The organism is Oleiharenicola lentus (assembly GCF_051660365.1).
Classification (GTDB): Bacteria; Verrucomicrobiota; Verrucomicrobiia; order Opitutales; family Opitutaceae; genus Lacunisphaera; species Lacunisphaera lenta_A.
The window spans coordinates 1760118-1780168 of record NZ_JBOZXB010000001.1; the positions used below are offsets into that span (position 1 = coordinate 1760118).

The following is a 20051-nucleotide window of genomic DNA, read 5'->3' on the forward strand; positions in this document are numbered from 1 at the left end:
TTCACAATGCGAACTACAGATTTCGTCAAACAAAATACTTGTAAGCCGATAATATTCACCCAAACGTCGCCCGCACAGAGGCGGAAATCGCGCCCCGAAACGGATCGCTGGCGTCTCTGGCCCACTTCCCCTTTCTTCCCTCCGCCGTGCTGATCGACTGCCACAACCACCTCGGGACCGACCTGTTTTTTTACCTAAATGGATTTTATCCCTACGCGCAGGATTTAAACGCCCTCGTAACCGAAGGCCGCCGCCATGGCATCGCCCGCTGGGTCGTGTTTCCGATGGTGAGCAATGCGTGGTTCGACCCGGCCGCGATGCGCGCGGGCCAACTGGTGCCGGGCGGCCCGGAAAAAGTCCCCTACGCCTTCGAAAACGAGCGCATGCTGCGCGAAATCTACGAACAGTTTCCCGACTTGGGCCGGTTGACGCTGCCCTTCGTGATTCTCGACCCCGAGCGCGAGCCGCGCGCGCAGGTGAAAAAATTACGCGAACTCCACCGCGAGTTTCCGTTCTACGGCCTAAAGATCCAGGCCACGATGATCAAAGCCGACGCGGGCGCATTGCTCACCACCGGGCGTGAGTTTCTCGAACTCGCCGAGGAGCTCGACCTGCCGTTCATCATTCACTCCAGCGTGGTCGCCAACGACCCTTGGTCGGATGCCGGCATGCTGCTGCGCATCGTCGAAAGCGCCCCGCGCAACCGGTTCTGCCTCGCGCACTCCTGCCGCTTTGACCGCGTTTACCTCGACCGCATCGCCGAGCTGCCGAATGCGTGGTTCGATTGCTCTGCCCACGTCATCCACTGTCAGGGCGCGGCACAGGAACTCGGCTTCGTCGCTGAGCTGCCGCGTCGCTTCGTCGCGGACTACCACGACCCGAAAAAAGTGCTGCGCGCGCTCGCGGAGGCTTATCCGAAAAAATTGATCTGGGGCTCCGACACGCCGTTCGAAAGCTTCGTGGGCAAAGGGGAAAACGGGTTGATTTCGCTGCGTTGCACGTATGAAGAAGAAGTCGCGTGCCTTCGCGCGCTGCCCGAGTCTGCGCCGAACGCCATCGCCCACGACAACTTGCTCGCCTTGCTCAAACTGAAAGATGAATCCGTTCTCACTCGCGCCTAACACCGCGCTCGTCACCGGCTCCAGCCGCGGCATCGGCCACGCCATCGCCACCGGCCTGCGAGCCGCGGGCGCCACGGTGATTTCTCACGGCGAAGGGGCCGCGCCCGCCGATTTGCCGGTCGGGGCAACTTACCTGCAGGGCGATCTGTTCGACGCCGCAACGCCCGCGAAACTCATCGCCGACGCGTTCGCCGCACATCCCGCCCTCGACCTGCTCGTCTGCAACGCCGGCGTCGCGGCCGATGCACCCTTTCTCGAAACGGAACCCGCGCTGTGGGATCGCACGATGAATCTCAATGTGCGGGCCACCTATTTTGTTGCGCAGGCTTTTGCGCGTGAGCTGGTGGCTCACAAGCGGCCCGGTGCGATCGTGATCATTTCCTCGACGAATGGCTTCCAACCTGAGCCCGGTTGCTCGGTTTACGACACGTCGAAAGGCGCGTTGGTGATGATGACGCGTGCGCTTGCGCTCGAGTTAGCGCCGCACCGGATTCGCGTCAACGGCATCGCGCCGGGACTCATTCGCACGCCGCTGACCACCCCGTTTTTCGAAACGCACCCCGAGCGTCAGCGTCACTACGAAAAGAAGATCCTCCTCGAACGCCTCGGCGAACCTGAGGATTGCGCCGGCACCGCGACCTTCCTGCTTTCACCGGCGGCCGCTTACATTACCGGGCAAAGTATTGTCGTCGATGGCGGCCTCACCGTTGGCCAAATCGGCAAACTGTGACGTCATGACAAACGCGCAAACGGTGCATGATCTGGCCACGCCGTCGGTTCTGATCGACCACACGCGGCTCTCCAAAAACATCCACGCGATGCAGGCAGCGTGCGACGCAACCGGCATCGAGCTGCGTCCGCATATCAAGACGCACAAGCTGGTGCCGGTGGCGAAAATGCAGCTCGCAGCGGGAGCGAAGGGATTGACGTGTGCAAAACTCGGCGAAGCCGAGGCCATGTTGCCGTCGGGCGTGCGGAGTATTTTTGTCGCCCACTCGCTCGTCGATCCGCGCCAGGCTCGCCGCATCGCGGAACTCAGCGAGCAGCTCGACGATTTGCGCGTCGCGGTGACCAGCGAAGCGCATGCCGACGCGCTGAACGCACTCGCTCAAGCCACCGGGAAAACACTTTCCGTGATGATGGCGCTGGACACCGGGCTCGGTCGCGAAGGCACGCGCAGTCGCGATGCCGCGCACCGGCTTGCCGGAAAGATCGCCCGCAGTTCGTCGCTCGAGCTGCGCGGTTTCTATACGCACGAAGGCCATTTCTACACGACGCCCGCCGCCGACCGTCCGCAAAAAGTCCGCGAGCTGGTCGAGCAACTGTGCACCACGCGCGACTCCATCGACGCCGGACTGGTGGTCTGGCCAGGTTGCAGCGTGACCGCCGAGGCCATCCTCGCGATCGGTGCAGGCCGTGTGCAGGCGGTGCGCCCCGGCGCATACGTGTTCGGCGACCTCGCGCTCTCGACCGTGAGCAAAGTGATGTCAGCCGAGTCGATTGCCTTGCAGGTGCTCGTGACAGTTGTGGACAAACCCGAACCGGGACTGGCGTTGATCGACGCGGGTTCGAAAACGTTTTCATCCGACCGCACGCTGGACACGATTTTCGCGCAGGCCGCTGATGGCCGCGACCTTTCCGTCGTGCGGGTAAACGAAGAGCACGGCTACGTGCGCGGCGCCGCCGTCGATGCGCTCAAGATTGGCGAACGCGTGTTGTTCACGCCAGCGCACGTGTGCACCGTCGTCAATTTGACCGATCAGATCGCCGTGCATGCGGGCGACGGAGCGATCAGCGCCACCTGGCGCGTGGACGCGCGCGGCCGGACGCAATGAGTTTTTCAAGCGGACAAGACTCTTGGGACGCGCTCTCGATCGCCGCCGCAGAAGCCCGCCGCCCGGCGGGGGATTCGTTCACGCCTGACACGACGTGGAAACCGCTCCGCCAACACTGGATCTCAGGCGCCGCGAATGCGGCATTCCAACCCGGTTGGGCGCGCGTGGCGTGGAGCCATGATGCGCTCGTTTACGATGTCGTGCTGTCAGGCCGCACGTTTCGCAATACCGCACGCCGACTCAACGAGCTCACCTGGGAACTGGGCGACGTCTGCGAAATTTTCGCGGAAGCACCCGAGGCCGGGCACTACGTCGAGATCCACATCACGCCCGAGAATCAACGGCTCCAATTGCGTTTCCCGCCCGACGGGATCGCCGAAGTCCGCGCCGGTAACCGGAAACTGTCGGAGTTTATGGTAAACGACTCCGCGTGGGTGCGGAGCGCGACGCACTTGAGCGAACACCAGTTGCACGTCCGTGCCGCCATTCCAGCGACGGTATTGGGGATTCCGCATTTCGCGTCAGACTCGGTTCTGCGCACCGCCGTGTGCCGTTACGATTGCGCGGCCACAGCGCCTCGCCCGCTGCTTTCGTCCACCGCGCCCCTGTCGGCCCCGGCTTTCCATCAGCGCGACGAATGGTCGCGGCTTCGGCTATCTGAATAACTGTGACGTGCGAAAGCGCAGGGAGAGGCGGAATTCGGCTCGGATAAGCGCCCGTGGATATTTCGTTTGACGAAACGTTTGTTTCCCCTCGAAAAATCACCATGGCAATCGCTGTTCTCGACAAAGCGTTTTCGATCCTCGAAGTGCTCGCGCGCACGGGGCGACCGCTCAGCTTGGCCGAGCTTTCCGAGGAAACGCGTCAGCCCAAGCCGAGCACGTTTCGCATTCTGCGGAGCTTGCGCGATCTAGGCTACGTCGATCAAGCCGAGGAACGCGGCACCTATAGTCTTTCCGAACGCCTGAATTCCCTGCGCGAATACGGGCGCGACGAAGTCCTGCGCGCGAAGGCCTTGCCATTGATGGAACAGCTTCAGGAAAAATTCGACGAGACGATCAACCTCGGTGTGCTCGAAGGCCTCTATGTTCGCTACGCGCACGTGCTCGAAACCACGCAGGCGCTGCGTTCGATCGTAAAGCCCGGTGCGCGCGATGCCTTTCACACCACGGCGCTTGGGCGCGCGGTCGCGGCTTATCTGCCGGAAACGCAGCAAGAGCGCCTCGTGGCGAAAGCCGTGGCGCTCGAGCCGGCGGCGAAACGGCGCGCGCTGAAAGAGCGCCTGGAAACAGAACTCGCCGCCACGCGTGCCCGCGGCTGGGCATTGGAAGAGGAAGAAACCGTTTCCGGCGTCACGTGCATGGCGATTCCGTTGATCGAACTCGGCGAGCCGCTCGCGGCAATTTCCGTCTCGGTGCCGGTGCATCGTTTCCCACCGGCGCGTCGCGAAGATTTGCGACAAGTGCTGCTGGAGTTCCGCAAGGAAGGCGCGGTGCGTCGAAAGAATACCCCGGCTACTCCCTAAGTGCGGATTGGTGCAGGTAGGGCGCTCGCCCGCCAAGGTGCGAGCAAGCTCGCAACCTACAGGAATTCTTTAGCAGATCGGATGCAGGAGAGACAAAGCTGCGGTGTTCATTCCCGCGCTCACCGTTAAAATAAAAAAGAAGGGACGACCCCCGTCGCCCCTTCTCGTTTGTTCCGTGGAAGTCCGGAACGCAGCGGCATGGATCCGCCGAATTACAGATCGAAGCTCACCGTCAGGATAAACTGGCGGGGATCGACGATGCGGTAAGCGCTCGGTTCACCGCTCGGGAACGCGGCGATGGGCTGCAGGCGACCGTTTTCAGCGACGTTGCGCACGTTCAGCTGGATGGTCATCGGCACTTTATTGTTATAGATCTTCGTGCGATAGCCCGTGAACAGGTCGACGTAGGTGTGGCCCTTGTCGTAGATGGGATTATCTTTATCGAGCTGGGTGATGATCGCGGGGAGTTGTTGGACGCCGTAGTAACCAATCGCGCCCTTGTCTTCCCAGCGCACGGCGCCGCCGACGTTAAACTTGCTGAGGACGCGGTGCTCCGTGATGCCGCGCAGATCGAGCTTGGTGCTGAAGCCGGCTTTGTAGCGACGCACTTGCGGGAGGCTCTTGCCGACCGTTTGTTGCGCGATGCCGAGCGCCGTGGTCACTTGACCGGGCATGTAATTCATCGGCGTTTGCTGGCCGTCGTAGCTACTGGTATACCAGCGGAGACCCGTCTGTTTATCGATGATGGTTTCCCAGACCTTGCCGCGCTCGGAGAGGTAATCGAGCAGATCTTGCGCGATGGCGGCTTGGATCGTTTCCGTATCGGTGACGTTGGCGCGGAGCGTCCAGTAAGGCGTCGGGTTGTAATTGATTTCCACTTCCCGGCCTTTGCTCAACGCATCCTGACCTTGTGCGATCGGGAGGCCACCGAAGTTCACGCTGTCCTGCAGCTGAGTGAGAATGGTGCGATCCATCCCGATTTCCGCCGCGACAGCATTGTCGAGAGCGGCACCGGTGAGGCCGGGCTGCGTCGCCTGCAGCCATTGACGGGCGCGAGCATCGAGCGAGAAGTTACGCGCGAGCTGGCCGTCGAACACGTCCATCTTCACGGCGCGGATCGCCAGCGTCGTGGAAGTGCCGCTACGGTCGCCTTCGGTGCGGGTGGTGAACTGGTTCGCGCGGATGTGGAGTTTGTTTTTGAAGAGTTTCAGCGAGAAACCGTAGTCCTCACCCTTGCCTTGCGGATTCGGAAGGAATTCGCCGTGCAAGTTGATGGCTTGGTCGGCGGGAATGAAGCTGTCGGATTTATTGCCGTGGATGTTGAGCCAGCTGAAGACTTTCAACACAGCGCCGGCGGTGCGGGTGACGCCTTCGTTCGCGCGGTAGCCGCCTTCGGCCCATTGCTCGTCCCAAGCGACATCGTGCGTCTTGCCGTCCGCGAGCAAGCGCGGTTGCACGCCCTGCTTCGTGAAGACTTGATCCTTGCGCCAACCGAAGGTGGTCACGAGACGGTCGGCCAAAAGATGGCTTTGCAGCACGACGCCTTGGGTTTTCTGGATCTTCAATGAGTTGTTCGCACCCGCCGTGCCACCGCCGGAAGCGGCGAGGCCTTGCTGGGTCGGCTCGTTGATGGCGGTGCGCGCCGCGAAGTTACCCCACGTGTAGGGATAAGTGCCTTCAAGCGTTCCGGTGTAGGGAGCGTAGTCGACATTCGAACCTTGGTTGTCGCCCACGAAGTAGAAGCGATAGCTGCGGGAACCGGTCGGTGACGCACCGTCTTGAACGGAAGTGCTGCCCGGGATGCGCGACGACGTCGCGCGAGGCGTGCCGGCGGTCAACCACGAGTGGTCATCGGTCATCGCGAGTTGATAGAAATAGGAGCGCAGTTCGTTGCGTTTGTATTCGCCAAATCCCGCCGCCGAGTGGGCACCGAGCCAGCGCTTCCAGCCCTTCTCTTGCGTCATGTCGATTTGATAGGCCAGCTGGGCACGAAACGTGTCATTCACGAGCGGGCGCTCGATGATGTTAACCTCGGTGATGGCCACATTCGGGCGCAGAAAATTCGGGTTCGGGGAGCCGTCGAGGCGACGCATATTCGGATCGAGGCCCAACGTCGTGGAGCCCGAGCTGCCGGTCGGGAAATCCTGGCGGTAGATCGGCGAGTCTTCGCGGAACCAAGCGACTTGCGCGGTGAGGTTCTGACGCGCGGTGTTGATGATGACCTGGTCGAGGGAGACGAGGCTCGTCTTTACGACTTCGTCGAGCCGGTTCATGGAAGCGATGTTGATCGAGCTCCAATCGTAGATGGCCTTGTCGCTCACCGCGCCGTCGGATGCCCACAGCGGTTGCGTGGCGCGCAGCGTGCGCGGATTCAGGAACATGTAGTTGAAGCCGGCCTGATTATTCGAAGCCGTGGTGGTCAGCAGCGCATCCTGCGTGGTCGTGCCGCGCGGGGCCGTCCAGAATTCAATGCCATTCTGACCGATGAACTGCAGCGAGGAGCCGCGGCCGGTCGTTTGGTAGCCGCTGGCGAACACCGGCGCACCGTTAATCGTCGGGATGCCGCCGCCGAGCGCGGTCGTCGCTACGCCGAAGCGATCAACCGGCGAGCCGTTGATGTAAGCGGTATTCGTGACCGGATCCCACGTGGGCGAACCGGCGGCTTTCCACGGTCCGATGGCGTCACGCGGCGTGATGCTGTTGGGGCGGCTGCCGTATTGATGGAAATATTGGTAAGAGCCGCTGATCGTGGTGTTCTTGAACGGACGGTATTTGATCATGCCGTTGTAGCGCTCGGATTCCACGCCGGCGGGCTGGAGATTGTATTCCGTATTCTGCTGCACGGTGCTGAAACGGACGGCCAGCTTGTCCTTCAAAAGGACATGATTGGTATCCAAGCTGGCGCGGTGGCCGGCCTCGCCGATGCGATCGTTGAACACATCGGCGCGGAATTGGAGACGCGTGCGATTCTTGCGCAGATTCGCCGAGGCGGGCACGGAATTCACGGTGCCGGACGCATTGCCCAGACCGAAGAGCGTGGAGTTGGGTCCGCGGCTCACTTCGATGGAATCAACCGAGATCGGATCGACCGGTGCGCGGCGGCTGGTTTCGAAACCGGCGTAAGCGATGTTGGCGCTGTTAAGGCCGCGCACGCGATTGGCCGTATTTGGCGCGGCGGAAAGGTTGTCGTTCGGCTGAGCGCTTTGGTTGAACGCGAAATCGGTGTAGGTGGCCGCGCCTTCCGTGCCGGCTTCATACATAAAGATGTCGTTGATATCGAGCATGGCCAAATCTGCCATCTGCTCCTTCGTCACGACCGAGATGGAAGCGCCGAGATCCTCGACCTTGGAATTGAGGCGCGTGCCGGACATCGTGTTCGCGGCATAATAACCCTTGGTGTCGTCGCGCACTTCGAACGGCGAAAGCTCAACCACTTCATCGGAATCGGTGTCGGCCTTGGGAGTGACTACGACATTTTGCTTCGCTTCCATCGCGGCGGACTCATTTGCGTCGAGGCGACCGTCTTTGTTTTGGTCGTATTTCGCGAGGGCGGCTGCATCCGGGGCGGGCGCGGCGGTCTGGGCGGAGGCAGGGGTGAGGACTAAGGCGCAAACTGGCACGAAGAGGAGCCAGTGAAGGGTGTTGGGTTTGCTTTTGCGTGAGTTCATGCGGTGCAATGAGGCAAGGAGTGAAGTGCCGGAAACGAAGACGTGACCTGGGGCGCGGAGATCCTGAAACCAAACAAGCGTTGTTTTCACGACCGCAAACGCCCGACACACTGTTTCACAATACGAACTGATTGTTTCGTCAATCAAAATACTTTTATTGACCTGATTTCTCCAAACGCTTTGTCTCCGCGGCGTGGCCGACCGCGCTTCGGGGCCTCGCAAATCCGCCATGCGCAAAGGTTGAATCGTTCCACCACGCCCACCCTCTCCATTTAATCTACCACCATGTCCGGCCTGCACCTCCTCGATTACGCCGTCATCGCCGCTTACTTCATCGTCGTGCTCACGCTCGGCAAAATCGCCGCAAAAGGCGCGACCACCGGCGAAGGATTTTTTCTCGCAGGCCGCAAACTCGGTAAAGTTTCCCAATTTTTCCTCAACTTCGGCAACTCCGCCGCCGCGAGCGACGCCGTCAGCACCGCCAGCGTGGTCTATCAACAAGGCATCTCGGGCATCTGGCTGGGATTTCAGATGATTTTCCTGAATCCGTATTACTGGTTTATGTATCCGTGGTATCGCCGCGTTCGCCTCACGACCACCGCGGACATCTTCAAAGACCGTCTCGGCAGCAGCGGCCTTTCCGTATTCTACGCGACCTTCACGATCATCTCCGCCGTCGCGGTCACGATGGCATTCGGCAATCTCGTCTCGTATAAAATTTCCTCCGCGCTCGTGACCAAGACCGAAACTTCGTGGAGCCCCGCCGAGCGTGCTTCGGTCGAAGATTATCGCGAACTCATGACGATGGAGGGCCTCTCGAAGAAAAATGAACTCCCCGCCACCGAGCGTGATCGCCTCGGCGTGCTCCGCGAACGCCAGGCGCGCGGCGAACTGCGCAACTTCATCACCGCGCTGGAGCCGTGGTCGTTCTACCTTATCTACACGATCACCATTGGCGCCTACATCGTGATGGGCGGCATGGCGGCGACGGCCCTCAACGAAGCCTTCCAAGGCGTCCTCATCATCGTATTCTCCGTGATTCTGATTCCCGCCGGCATCGCTGCCGTCGGCAGCTGGGATGAACTCGGCCGGGTATTGCCGGCGGAGGCGTTTCAACTTTTCGGCACCGGCAGCGGCACGTCGCAGTTCACGGTCTGGACGATCAGCGCGATCTTCCTCGCCACCCTGATGCAGGCACATGCGATGCCGGGCAACATGTCGATCGCCAGCTCCGCTAAAAACGAATTCGCCGCGCGCTTCGGCGCCGTCTCCGGCACGTTCGGCAAACGCCTCGTCACGATCACCTGGGCGTTTTGCGGACTCATCGCGATGGCGCTCTACTCGGGAGCCAACACGCTCGCCGACGCCGACATGGTCTGGGGGACGATGTCGCGCCAGCTCCTCGGGCCCGGCCTGCTCGGCCTGATGTTCGCCGGCATCATCGCTTCCAACATGTCCACCATCGCGGCCAAGGCCATGTCGGTCTCTGCGCTCTTCGCCCACAACATCTACAAAGGCTTCCGCCCGCAGGCCACGGATCGCAACCTCGTGACCGCCGGTCGCTGGACGCTCGTGGTGGTGTTGCTCGTCGGTGTCGTCGTCTCCACGCAGATGACCAACGTCTACACCGTCCTGCAATTCGCGATGACCATCAACGTGCCTTTCGGCGCGTCGCTCCTGCTCATGTTTATCTGGCGCCGCGTCACTGTCGCCGCCGTGTGGACCGCCGTGCTCGGCTCGGCGTTTCTGAATATCATTTTTCCCCTCGTCGCGGAAAAAATTCCAGCCCTCGCGAACAACTCCTACCTCACGACGCGCACAAGCGACTCCGTCGGCCGACCCACCGCCGTGTTTTTCGAATCCGTCGTCCGCGTAAATCCCGAGGACAACGCAAGCGCGCTCGAAGGTCGCGGTCGCCTGCACACCGAACTCCTCGTGCTCCAATCCATCGGCGTCGACACCGTGGCGCTTTCCTCCAGCGGTCGTCTCGCCGGCCGGTTCTTCGTCGACGCGCTGCTGCCGCTCGCGCTCATCATCCTCGTGAGCCTGTTCACCCGCGCACCAAGCCGCGAACGCATCGATCAATTCTTCGGAAAAATGAAAACTCCCGTCGGCGCGACGCCGGAACTTGAAGCCGCCGCGATGGACGAGACCGTCCGCCATCCGGGTCGCTTCAACCAAACCAAACTGCTCAGCACGAATTCCTCGTGGGAATTCACCCGCTGGGATCGCGTGGACACCCTCGGTTTCCTCATCAGCTGCGCGGTGACGCTCGGGATCATCGGGCTCCTGTGGGCGTTGCTGCAAGCGGTCGCTCCGTAAAGCGCGTTGCTGCCGCTCGGTTTTCGCTGCCCCAAATTCGTTTCATGAGCGCTGCCCACTCCCGCCCTGAAATCAGTTGGTCAATCATGCATCCGGTGAAGCCCACCGCGGCTTACATGCGCGAGGTCATCGCCGCCGCCCGGGTTTATTGCGTCGACAGTTTCGAAGTCTGCGGCGACGTGCATTCGTCTACCGGAAGCTTGGACGGCGCGATTTTTTTCCACGATTACCCCGCTGCGGCCGCGCGCATCAATCGCAACGCCGTCACCACGACCATCGCGACGCTCAACGAAGTCGTCGCCCTCGCCCACCAATCCGACCGCCCGATTTATTACTGGCATCGCGAAGTCATGGTTCCCCGCGCCGTCGTCGAAACCGTGCCCGGCCTCCTCGACGAGGACGGCGAGTTCAACCTCCTCGGCGCCGCTTACCACGAGCTCATCCGCTCCAAACTCCGCGAATTTTTTGCCAACGTGCCCGCCATGGACGGCCTCGTGCTCACGGTCACTGAGTCCGATTACTCTGTGATCCACAATTCCAACCCGGAACGTTACCCGCCCGCGCTCGTAATAGAGCGCGTCGTCACGACGTTCGCGGAAGAACTCAAGGCCCGCGGAAAACGTTTCATTCTTCGCAGCTTCGGTTCCATCGCGCAGGATTACGAAGACATCCTCGCCGGCGCCGAGCGCGTGAACCCGAAATTCGCGTTCGAAATCGAAACCAAAATCACGCCCTACGACTTCAGCCCGTTTATGCCGCTGAATCCGTTCCTCCGTAAAAGCAACGCCTTCACGCTCTCCGCCGAACACGATTCCATCGGCGAGTTTCTCGGCGCGGGCTACCTCCCGGCGCCCGACCCGGCCCGCGTCATCGAATGCGTCGCGCACGCCGCGCACATCGGCGTCGACCGCCATGCCATCCGCGTCGACCGCATCGGCCACGCGACCTTCGCCTCCACGCAAGCGATCAACCTGCTCGCATATGACCGCGCGATTCAAAACCCGCGCGTCGCCGCCGAATCGATCTGGAGCGAATGGGCCGCCACTCACTGGCCGGGCTGCGCCGACGAGATGACCTCGATCATGCAGCGCGGCATCGAGGTCGTTAAAAAGACGCACTTCATCGACGGCCACGTCATTTTTCACGCCTTCCCCTTGGACGCTTCGCAAAAATGGGTGAAGGCCAGCGGCATCCTTTCCCTCTTCCAACCCGGCCTCAGCCTCGCGAAACATCAAGGCATGTGGGGCATCCTCCCGGCGAAACACACGCCGTCGCGCGAATTTATTCTCGAAGAAAAAGACGCCGCTGTGCGCCTCGCCGACGAGTGCCTGCAACGCCTGCTCGCGTTGAAAGATCGCCTCTCTCCCGCTGAGTTTACCGTTGCCGAAACCGCGTGGCGTAACGCGACCGTTGTCAGCCGCCTCATCCGCGAATGGTGCCGCTGTGTCTGCGCTTACCTCGCCGACATTGAAGCCGAGCGACCCGGCCACCCGACGCTCACTGCGGCTATCCGCGCCGCGCAAGTGGTGTTCGAGCAGTTCCTCCAAACGTCGCTTCCCCTCGATGTCTCGCCTCGTGCCACTCACGCACCCGTCGCGGGCCACGCATACGACCACGACACTGAAAGCGAGGATTGCATCGAGAGCGCCTATGCGCGCCCGCTCTGGAAAATCATCACCTCGCTCATCCCTGAATTCCTCGCCGAGCAAAAAGAACGCACCACCTGCGCCGCGCTCCCGGGTATCACCGATTTCGTGGTTTGCGGCGGCATCGCCCACGACGCCCGCGCCCTGCGCTACATGCATGCCAGCCACGCCTTCATCGTCGAAGGCCGTCTCGCCCGCGCCGCCGGCAATCGCGTGTTCCCCAACGGTTTTTTCGAGTGCCACCTCGCGACGCCCGCACTGAGTAAATTTCAAATCATCATCAGCGGCCACCGCGCCCAATCGCCGGGGTTTCTCCTGACCGTCGACGGTCAACGCATCGAAGCGCTCTACGACAAAGACGGCCGCTTCGTGTTCACGCTCAACGGGGCCTCAGACGCCGCAATCGTCACCGTTCGCATCCAAAAACTCGGCGCGCACTATCCGTGGATTCACCACGTGGCGGTCGCCGACGTTTCGGACTGACCCGATTTATTCCAACGGAAACTTAGGATCGTCTGTGCGCATCGTGCGCAACAACTCCGTCATGCGTTTCACTACATCCGCCTGGGCAGCGGCCACGTCGTGCTGTTCGCCGAGATCGGTCGATAGATCGTAGAGTTCCAACGGCAGCGTCGGTGCCATCCGCACGCCTTTCCAATCACCCAATCGGATCGCCTGCCGCGTTTTCCCGCCGACTAAAAATTCCCAATACAACGCCTCGTGCTCTCGCTGGTGTTCGCTGCGCCCGAACAACGTCGGCGCATACGAAATTCCCTCCAACGGCAATTCGGCTGATTTCACGTCTGCCACCTCCAGCGCTGTCGCCGCGAAATCCCAGAACGCCGACACGTGCGCCGTCGTCCCGCCCGCCGCGATTTTGCCGGGCCAGCGCGCAATCAACGGCACACGCACGCCGCCTTCATAGACGTCGCGCTTCACCCCGCGCAGCGCACCGCTGCCTTGAAAATACGCCTGCGGCTTTCCGTCCTCAATGTGCGCGCCGTTATCGCTGCTGAAAAGCACCAGCGTGTTTTCCTCGAGGCCGAGCGCCTTGAGTTTTTCCAAGACGCTACCCACATCGCGATCCAGCCGCAGCATCATCGCCGCAAACGCCAGCGCCTTGGGCGGGGCATCGGGCGCGGCGAGTTCCGGACAGCGTCGCTTCGCCTCCGCCAGCGAATCGGGCGGACACTTCAACATCGCGTGCGGCGTCGTGTAAGCGAGGTAGAGAAAAAACGGCTGTTCGCCTCCAGCCTTTCTTTCCACGAATTGCAGCGCCTCGTCCGTGAAGCGGTCATTCGCAAACACGCGCTCGACGTGTGCATAGTTCGGCACGAGCGCCTCCTTGTCGGCGTTGCGATAGAGGAACTCTGGAAACTGATTGTGCGCGTGCTGCTGGTTGATGAACCCGTAAAATTCATCCCACCCTTTCCGCCACGGCTCTGCGCCGCTGCCCTCTTCGCCCAAGCCCCATTTGCCAATCAACGCTGTCACGTAGCCCGCCGTGCGCAGACGCTCCGCGATAGTCACATCGGTTGGTTTCAACGGCACACGCCCGCCGTCCTCGCGGCCGAATGCGAGGTTGTTGCGCACCGTCAAATGTCCCGCGTGCTGGCCCGTCATGAGCGCATTGCGCGAAGGCGCGCACACCGGCGCGCCCGCATAGTGATCGGTGAACCGCAATCCTTCGCGCGCCAGCCGGTCGATGTTCGGCGTCTCGTAGCGACGCTGGCCGTAACACGACAACTCGCCGTAGCCGAGATCGTCCGCGAGGATAAAGATGATGTTTGGTCGACGACTTTGCGTAGCCGCCAACGAGACCGTCGTCACCGCCAGAAACAGGAAAAAAATCCGGAGCTTCATCAATCAAGGCGCACGCGAAGCCAGCGCTTCATCCAACCACGCAAACGTCGCTTCTTGCATCGCAATCGTAAACACATGAGGCCCCGGCCAGGTGCGCGTCACCAGTTGCCCGCCCGCGCCCTGCGAATCCCACACCGCACGCAACTTCGCATACGCCTCCTCGACGCCGGCCTGCGGGAACAACGGATCTTCACGTCCATTGAAAAAAAGCATCGGTTTTGGGCACGCGAGACTAGCGAAGTCCGCGTAATCCAATTCGCCGAGCAGCCCCGGATGCAACGTCGTGTAAGCCGACTGTGTGACCGTCTGGTTGTTGCCCGCCTGCATCAAACTCTTCGCCGTCGTCATCCAACAAATCGCCGCCGCCGCCTGAATGCGATCGCTCAACGCGGCCAGTTGCCACGTGCGCAGCGCGCCCATCGACATCCCCATCGCGCCGATGCGCGCAGGATCCACCTCGGGCTGCTGGGCGAGAAATTCCGCCGCGCGCAAATCTTCCCATGCCATCAGCCCGGCAAGCGACATGCCCGCGTGCATCAGGTTGCTCGCGAGCGCTGCTTGACCGCTCCCACCCGCGCCGCCGCGATCGGAAAAATTCAGGGCATCGATCACCAGGCACACGTAGCCGCGTTTCGCGAGTTCGTCGCCGTAGAAACGGCCCTCATACTCGCGCGCCACCAGCGCTTCCGCCGCCGCGAGTTTCTCCGGCGGCACGCCAAACGGCCGCACGACTTTTTCTTTGCCTACTTCAAATCGACCGCTGTGCGAGTGTTGGATTAACACGGCCGGCGAGCGCCCCGCCCGCTTCGGCACGAGATAATAGGCGAACACGCGGCTGTCGCCGGTGAGGTTAAACACAATTTTCCGCGCCACGTAATTGCCGCGATCTTCCTCGCCGACGATCACCGCGTCCCACGGCGCCGAGGGCGGCGGGGCGAGCAGCCGCAGCTTCACGCGTTCACGAACTCGCGCGCGCCACGCTGCGAAGTCCTCCCCCCGGTTCGCATTCCAGGCCATCGGGTAACTCACCCGCGCCATCGCCTGGATTTGAAACACTGGCAAATTCTCGACCACACCCACGGTTTGATGCGGAGTATTTTCTGCCGCGAAGCTGACGACGGACACGCGCAACCCCACTACGAGCGCCCACCAGAAACGCGCCCGCACCCGCGTCATAGTTTCTTATCCCCGGAAGAAATCAGTCCCGCCGGGCCGACGGTGAGCGCGTCTTCATAATAAATCACCCCGTCCGTTCCGTAATGACGAATCATGAGCCGCGCGCCGGCTGCGGTGTGATCGACTTCCCCCGCGAGAAAGCCGCCTTTGATCCGCAGGAAACGATGCATCTCCGACCGATCTGCCTCTGAAAATCCGCCGGCGTGCGAATCCGAGCTGGGGCCGGTGCTGTATTCGCGCAGACCGCTTTTTAGATCCTGGGAAACATATTGCCAGTGCCGGTCGCCGCAGATCACGACCATGTTTTTCTGCGCCGCGATAAACGCGCGCAGCTCGTCGCCTTCGTGCGTAAAGGTTTCGTTGGCGTGATTGTCCGACTTGGCCGCGCGATCCGGCCCGAGCAACGGCGTCGGACTGATCAATACGCGGAACGTCGCGTCCGATGCCCGCACGGTATCGAAAAACCATTTCTTCTGCTCTTCGCCCCAAATCGTTTTTGCCGGACCATCGGGATCGGTGTTGGGCGAACGAAAGTCGCGCCCCTCGACGAGCCACACCTGCAAATCGCGCCCCCAGCGAATCGTGCGATAGGTTTTTTCACCCATCGGCACCTGCTCGCGAAAGAGCGCGAGCCCCTGTTCCCAGGTGAGGTCTCCGTAAGTCTGCCCCACCCACGCATCGTCTTTCAACGTATCGTGGTCGTCCTTCATGAAATAATTTGCGACCTGGCTGTGAAACGCCCGTTGGAACGGCAGCGCGAAGATCCGGTTAAATTTAAACCGCGCCAGCGGCAGGTTCGTCGCGAGCGGCGTGGGCTTGTCGAAGTATTCGAGATCGCCGGTGTGCACGAAAAAATCAGGACGCAGCGCCCCCATCAGCGGATAGATGCGATGCCCATTCTGCGGATCATCGCGACGGCCGTAGTCCTGACAATTCGCCACGACAAAACTCACGCGCCTCGCCGCCGTCGCCGCTGGCGCGGTCATGAAGCTGCCGGTGGCGGTCACCGCGACCGCCTGCTCGCCAACGGAAAATCCTTCCGCATGAAATTCGTAACACGTCCCTGGTTGCAGCCCGCGCAGCGTGAATTGGTGGATAAAATCCGTCGCCGCCGACACTGCCACCCGCTCGGTGGCAACAGCTTTTTCCATGCCCGCCGACTCCGGCCAATACGTCACGCGCACTTCGCCCGCCGCGCCTGGCACCGCCCCTTCCATGTCGTCGAGCGAGCGTCCCGCGAGTTGCGCCTCCGCCGACACCGGAGCGCTGACACGCAGCGCGTTCAATTCATACGACGTCAGTTTCGAATCGTTCTCCACCTCAGGCGGCAGCTGCCCTTTCACCTTGGCAAAGGCGGCTCCACCCAGGTTGCGTTCGGCGTTTCGCGTCAGACGCGTCCACACAATCGCGGAGTCGTGCGTGATTTCGCCCGCCTTCGCGCCGTTCGCCATGAACACCGTCTGCCTCGGCTTTGCGGCCGTCGTGGGGGCCACATACGAAGCCCCTTTGGTGAACGGATCCTGCGTGGATTTCTGAAACGCCGCGAGCTTGCCGCGCAATTCAGCGAACACCCCTTGCTGCGCCGGATCAGCGGCGAGGTTCACGATTTCATCAGGATCTTTTTCGAGGTCGTAGAGTTCGAATTCTGCGCGATGCAGGTAAGCCTCAATCGTGCGGCGGCCGAAAGTTTTTCCATCCGCAGCTTGCACGCTGCGCCACGCGGGCGACTGCCCGAGATCGCGGGAGGCCGGAAAGGTCAACTCGTGCGCGAGGTTGTGAATGAGTTTGTAGCGCGCCGTGCGCACCATGCGCATCGGATAATACATCGTGATCTCATGAAACGTGTGCGACGCATACACCTCGTCGAATTTCGTGAGCGGGCGGCCATCAAGCCCGGCCACAAAAGAACGCCCGTCGAACTGCGCCGGATCCACTTTCACTCCCGCCGCTTCGAGCAACGTCGGCGTGAGATCCGCCCACGAAATCATGGCCGGTTGCACCACGCCCGCGCGTGCCGGGCCCGCCGGCTTCACGATGAACGGCAAGCGAATCCCTGGCTCGTAGAGCGTGGTCTTCGCGCCCGGGAACGCTTCACCATTATCCGAGAGATAAACAATCAGCGTGTTCTCGTATTTTCCGGCGGCCTTCAACACTTCCACCAGGCGGCCGATGCCTTGGTCGAGCCGTGCGATCGATTGATAATATTCCGCGAGTTCAGCGCGCGTCGCGGGCGTGTCGGGCAGATACGCGGGGACGATCACGTCTTCCGGGCGAAAAGTTTGTGGCGTGATGCCGGGATAACCGGCAGGGCGATTTCCAAACGGATTTGGTCGCGGATACGTGTCGAACGTCGGGACACCTTGCGGGGTAAATCCGTTCGAACGGTGCGGATCGTCAGTCGCAAAATACAGAAAGAACGGCCGCTCGTCCGTCGCTTCGATCACTTTGCGCGTGCCTTCGGCCATTTCGACCGGGCTGCGCCCAATGCTCGCCGGATCGTTAGCGGCACCGCCGGACAACACGGTTTCGAACGCATACACGGATTCCGGCGCGAGGTGATATTTACCGATGCGCACGGTGTGATAACCCGCTTCCGCCAGCCTCACCGGCAGGCTTTTCACGCGATCGAAGGATTGAAAATGATGCTCGTCATGCTGGAGCCCATACATGCCGTTGCGGTGACTTTGTTGCCCGGACAGCAGCACCGCGCGCGAAGGACTACAACTCGAGGTGGTGCAAAACGCATTCGTGAATCGTGTGCCCGCCGCCGCGAGCGCATCGAGGTTGGGCGTTTTCACCACCGGGTTGCCGTAGCAGCCTAGCGCATCGCGTCCATGGTCATCGGAAATAATCAAAACGATGTTTGGCCTATCGACGGCACGCTCCGCCGCGAACGTCAGTGTCGCGAACGTCAGGGCAAGTGCGCAAAAACCGGAAAAACTGCGAAAGATCATGGGGTAGTTGAAAGTTGTTCCGCCGGCAAACGCCAGCTCGCCTCTTCCGTCCACGCACTGTGATTGAAGTTCGCGATCCACTCGCGTTCGTGCGCGCGGCGGAAGGCGATGAGTTCGCGCAACGCCTCCGCACTGCGCGCAGGATCGGCGGCGAGCTCCGACAACGACAGCAGGCTTGCGGCGCGCACGCAGAGCTTGGCGTGAGTAAGCCCGTTTTGGATAAACTGCACGCGCGCGCGGGCTTCGGAATCACCGGCCACGGCGGCGGCGGCCTCCGCGAGAAATTTTTCCGCTGCCACGAAAGCCGCTTCAGGATAAATATGGTGCGATACTTTCGCCGGCGTGCGCCAACGCGTCGTGTTGTCCGCAAAGAGTTCCTGCATCAGGGGAATTTGCGCCACTGCGTAACGCTCCCAATAATCGAAATACGCCTTCACCTGCGGCGCGGCGGCCCCGAAGGCGGCGTAATACTCCGCGAGCAACTCATCCGCGGTGGCGTCGGGTCGCGTGTGCAAACGCATCAGCAAATAAATATTCGGACCCTGCGCCGCCCACTGGCCCGTGAGCGCATCGTAGTCGGTGGCGACCATGCCGCGTTTTACCTGATCCTTGAATTCGTCGGTAAACTGGTGCGCGTAGCCATGCGGCATCGTGTAGCCATCGAGACAGTAATTCCCGCGCGAAAACAGCTGCGCGCCCGTCGCCTGCCAGCCGGCCCATTGTTTGCGGAACCACGCGTTTTCCTCGGGCGAACGCGGATACCAGCCCGACGAGGGATACGCACCGATCAAGATGCGGTCGTTGAGCTTAATTTCCGGCGATGGGTAATAAAAATAGTTAAAGTAATTGTAGGCGACGATCACCACCTGCGGGTCGATTTCCTCCGCCAATCTTTGCACCGCCAGCCAGAAGCGCGCGTAGCGATCCGTGACAAAACGTTTTCCCGTCAGCGCCATTTTCGATTTCGGTGCATAGAAATCCAAATAGTCGGGCGGCGTCGGGCCGTCCCACGCGCGACACGGCTCACATTCGCAAAAACCCACGATACCATTCTCCGCGATGTTGAGATAACGCGGCGCGTTTTGCGGATCGGATTCGCGGCGGCGTTGCCACTGCGCGACGATCTCGCGGTGAAACTCCGGGTTGGAAACGCACATCGAATAGTGGTCACCGGGCTTGGGCGGCCCGCGCTTGCCCTTATAGAGCTGAAACCACTCGGGATGATCCTGCCCATATTTTTCCCACCAATCAGTAAATGCGTGCCGGTAGAAAAGCCGTTCCGACCGCCCCATGCGATGACGTCGGATGAAAACGGTCTGCGCCTGCGCATAGTCTGCCGCCGCCGCGGGCGAAAATCCGAGCGCGGCAGTTTTGCCCGTGAACGTGAGTCCGCCGCGCACGTTGCGCTGAAAGAAATGTGGCACGATGGTCTCGTTGTGCGCGCTGATGGCCAGCGTGCGGCGCTTCGGCACGAAGGTGCCGAGTTCGCCCGGCCAAAGCCAGCGCACCCCGAGTTCGCGTTCGAGCAATTCATACACCCCGAGCAACGTGCCCGCGAACGTCGCAGGCTCGAGCGGATCGCCGACGGCATCGTTGCCCGCGATAAACAGCGCGTTCTCCACCGTGCGATACACAAAAATTTCCGGCGCGAGTTTTTTCACCTCGAGGCCCGCTGAGCGCGCGGCGCGGGTGTCGCCGAGATAAATGGGCGCCAAGCCCGCCGGACGCGGGCCCGCTTCGCTGACGATCGCCAGTTTCGCGCCCGTCGCTTTTTCGACATGATACACCAGTTCCTCCGCCGCGTAGCGCGCGACGGCGGTCGGCTGATCCGCGAGGACGATCACGGCAGCCGGCTGGCCGTCGGTGGCGATCACTACACCGGCCTCAGCCGTTATGTCCGCCCTGCTCCCTAAGAAGCCAAACGCGAGCATCAGCCCGCTT

At 61.5% G+C, this 20051-nt stretch carries 12 protein-coding genes; 7 read left to right on the forward strand and 5 right to left on the reverse strand.

What is annotated here, in order from left to right; all coding sequences use genetic code 11:
- The first annotated feature begins 146 nt into the window (after nt 1-146).
- From ACRRQW_RS06475 to ACRRQW_RS06495, 5 genes are all read left to right on the forward strand, one after another.
- Nucleotides 147-1121 carry an amidohydrolase family protein gene (locus ACRRQW_RS06475; RefSeq protein WP_438480452.1) on the forward strand — a complete coding sequence of 325 codons (975 nt, stop codon included), beginning with the start codon at nt 147-149 and terminating at the stop codon, nt 1119-1121.
- On the forward strand, nt 1096-1851 hold the full coding sequence (locus ACRRQW_RS06480) for an SDR family NAD(P)-dependent oxidoreductase (RefSeq protein ID WP_438480453.1): 756 nt from the start codon (nt 1096-1098) through the stop codon (nt 1849-1851). Before ACRRQW_RS06475 ends, ACRRQW_RS06480 begins: the two co-directional genes overlap by 26 nt.
- Before the next feature lie 4 nt (nt 1852-1855).
- Nucleotides 1856-2956, forward strand: coding sequence for an alanine racemase (locus ACRRQW_RS06485; protein WP_438480454.1), 1101 nt, complete (start codon nt 1856-1858; stop codon nt 2954-2956).
- Nucleotides 2953-3621: a hypothetical protein gene (locus ACRRQW_RS06490; RefSeq protein ID WP_438480455.1), complete on the forward strand. Its 669-nt coding sequence runs from the start codon at nt 2953-2955 to the stop codon at nt 3619-3621. Before ACRRQW_RS06485 ends, ACRRQW_RS06490 begins: the two co-directional genes overlap by 4 nt.
- A 101-nt stretch (nt 3622-3722) precedes the next feature.
- Nucleotides 3723-4481 carry an IclR family transcriptional regulator gene (locus tag ACRRQW_RS06495; protein ID WP_438480456.1) on the forward strand — a complete coding sequence of 253 codons (759 nt, stop codon included), beginning with the start codon at nt 3723-3725 and terminating at the stop codon, nt 4479-4481.
- Nucleotides 4482-4693: 212 nt separating this feature from the next.
- Here ACRRQW_RS06495 and ACRRQW_RS06500 read toward each other — a convergent pair whose 3' ends face one another.
- Nucleotides 4694-8149 (reverse strand): TonB-dependent receptor plug domain-containing protein, encoded by a 3456-nt coding sequence (locus ACRRQW_RS06500; RefSeq protein ID WP_438480457.1) that lies wholly within the window; start codon nt 8147-8149, stop codon nt 4694-4696.
- A gap of 285 nt (nt 8150-8434) precedes the next feature.
- Between ACRRQW_RS06500 and ACRRQW_RS06505 the strand changes: the two genes are divergently transcribed.
- Together ACRRQW_RS06505 and ACRRQW_RS06510 are read left to right on the forward strand one after the other, a co-directional pair.
- Nucleotides 8435-10471, forward strand: coding sequence for a sodium:solute symporter family protein (locus ACRRQW_RS06505; protein ID WP_438480458.1), 2037 nt, complete (start codon nt 8435-8437; stop codon nt 10469-10471).
- 44 nt (nt 10472-10515) lie between these two features.
- The gene (locus ACRRQW_RS06510) at nt 10516-12600 is read left to right on the forward strand and encodes a hypothetical protein (RefSeq protein WP_438480459.1); all 2085 of its coding nucleotides are present in this window, start codon (nt 10516-10518) and stop codon (nt 12598-12600) included.
- A 6-nt stretch (nt 12601-12606) separates the two neighbouring features.
- On the opposite strand, the gene ACRRQW_RS06515 is transcribed toward ACRRQW_RS06510, so the two are convergent.
- The 4 genes from ACRRQW_RS06515 to ACRRQW_RS06530 are packed head-to-tail and all read right to left on the reverse strand — an operon-like array spanning nt 12607 to nt 19984.
- Entirely contained in the window at nt 12607-13980 is a 1374-nt protein-coding gene (locus tag ACRRQW_RS06515) for an arylsulfatase (protein ID WP_438480460.1), read from the reverse strand.
- A 3-nt stretch (nt 13981-13983) separates the two neighbouring features.
- A complete protein-coding gene (locus ACRRQW_RS06520; protein ID WP_438480461.1) occupies nt 13984-15156 on the reverse strand; it encodes a dienelactone hydrolase family protein in 1173 nt (390 codons plus the stop codon).
- On the reverse strand, nt 15153-18110 hold the full coding sequence (locus tag ACRRQW_RS06525) for a sulfatase-like hydrolase/transferase (protein ID WP_438480462.1): 2958 nt from the start codon (nt 18108-18110) through the stop codon (nt 15153-15155). Before ACRRQW_RS06525 ends, ACRRQW_RS06520 begins: the two co-directional genes overlap by 4 nt.
- A complete protein-coding gene (locus ACRRQW_RS06530) occupies nt 18107-19984 on the reverse strand; it encodes a DUF4838 domain-containing protein (RefSeq protein WP_438480463.1) in 1878 nt (625 codons plus the stop codon). Before ACRRQW_RS06530 ends, ACRRQW_RS06525 begins: the two co-directional genes overlap by 4 nt.
- Nucleotides 19985-20051 lie beyond the last annotated feature (67 nt).

What these genes read in the sequence shown, in the direction of transcription:
- ACRRQW_RS06480 (WP_438480453.1), top strand. Translation starts at nt 1,096, where the DNA reads ATGAATCCGTTCTCACTCGCGCCTAACACCGCGCTCGTCACCGGCTCC.
- ACRRQW_RS06485 (WP_438480454.1), top strand. Translation starts at nt 1,856, where the DNA reads ATGACAAACGCGCAAACGGTGCATGATCTGGCCACGCCGTCGGTTCTG.
- ACRRQW_RS06490 (WP_438480455.1), top strand. Translation starts at nt 2,953, where the DNA reads ATGAGTTTTTCAAGCGGACAAGACTCTTGGGACGCGCTCTCGATCGCC.
- ACRRQW_RS06495 (WP_438480456.1), top strand. Translation starts at nt 3,723, where the DNA reads ATGGCAATCGCTGTTCTCGACAAAGCGTTTTCGATCCTCGAAGTGCTC.
- ACRRQW_RS06500 (WP_438480457.1), bottom strand. Translation starts at nt 8,149, where the DNA reads ATGAACTCACGCAAAAGCAAACCCAACACCCTTCACTGGCTCCTCTTC.
- ACRRQW_RS06505 (WP_438480458.1), top strand. Translation starts at nt 8,435, where the DNA reads ATGTCCGGCCTGCACCTCCTCGATTACGCCGTCATCGCCGCTTACTTC.
- ACRRQW_RS06510 (WP_438480459.1), top strand. Translation starts at nt 10,516, where the DNA reads ATGAGCGCTGCCCACTCCCGCCCTGAAATCAGTTGGTCAATCATGCAT.
- ACRRQW_RS06515 (WP_438480460.1), bottom strand. Translation starts at nt 13,980, where the DNA reads ATGAAGCTCCGGATTTTTTTCCTGTTTCTGGCGGTGACGACGGTCTCG.
- ACRRQW_RS06520 (WP_438480461.1), bottom strand. Translation starts at nt 15,156, where the DNA reads ATGACGCGGGTGCGGGCGCGTTTCTGGTGGGCGCTCGTAGTGGGGTTG.
- ACRRQW_RS06525 (WP_438480462.1), bottom strand. Translation starts at nt 18,110, where the DNA reads ATGATCTTTCGCAGTTTTTCCGGTTTTTGCGCACTTGCCCTGACGTTC.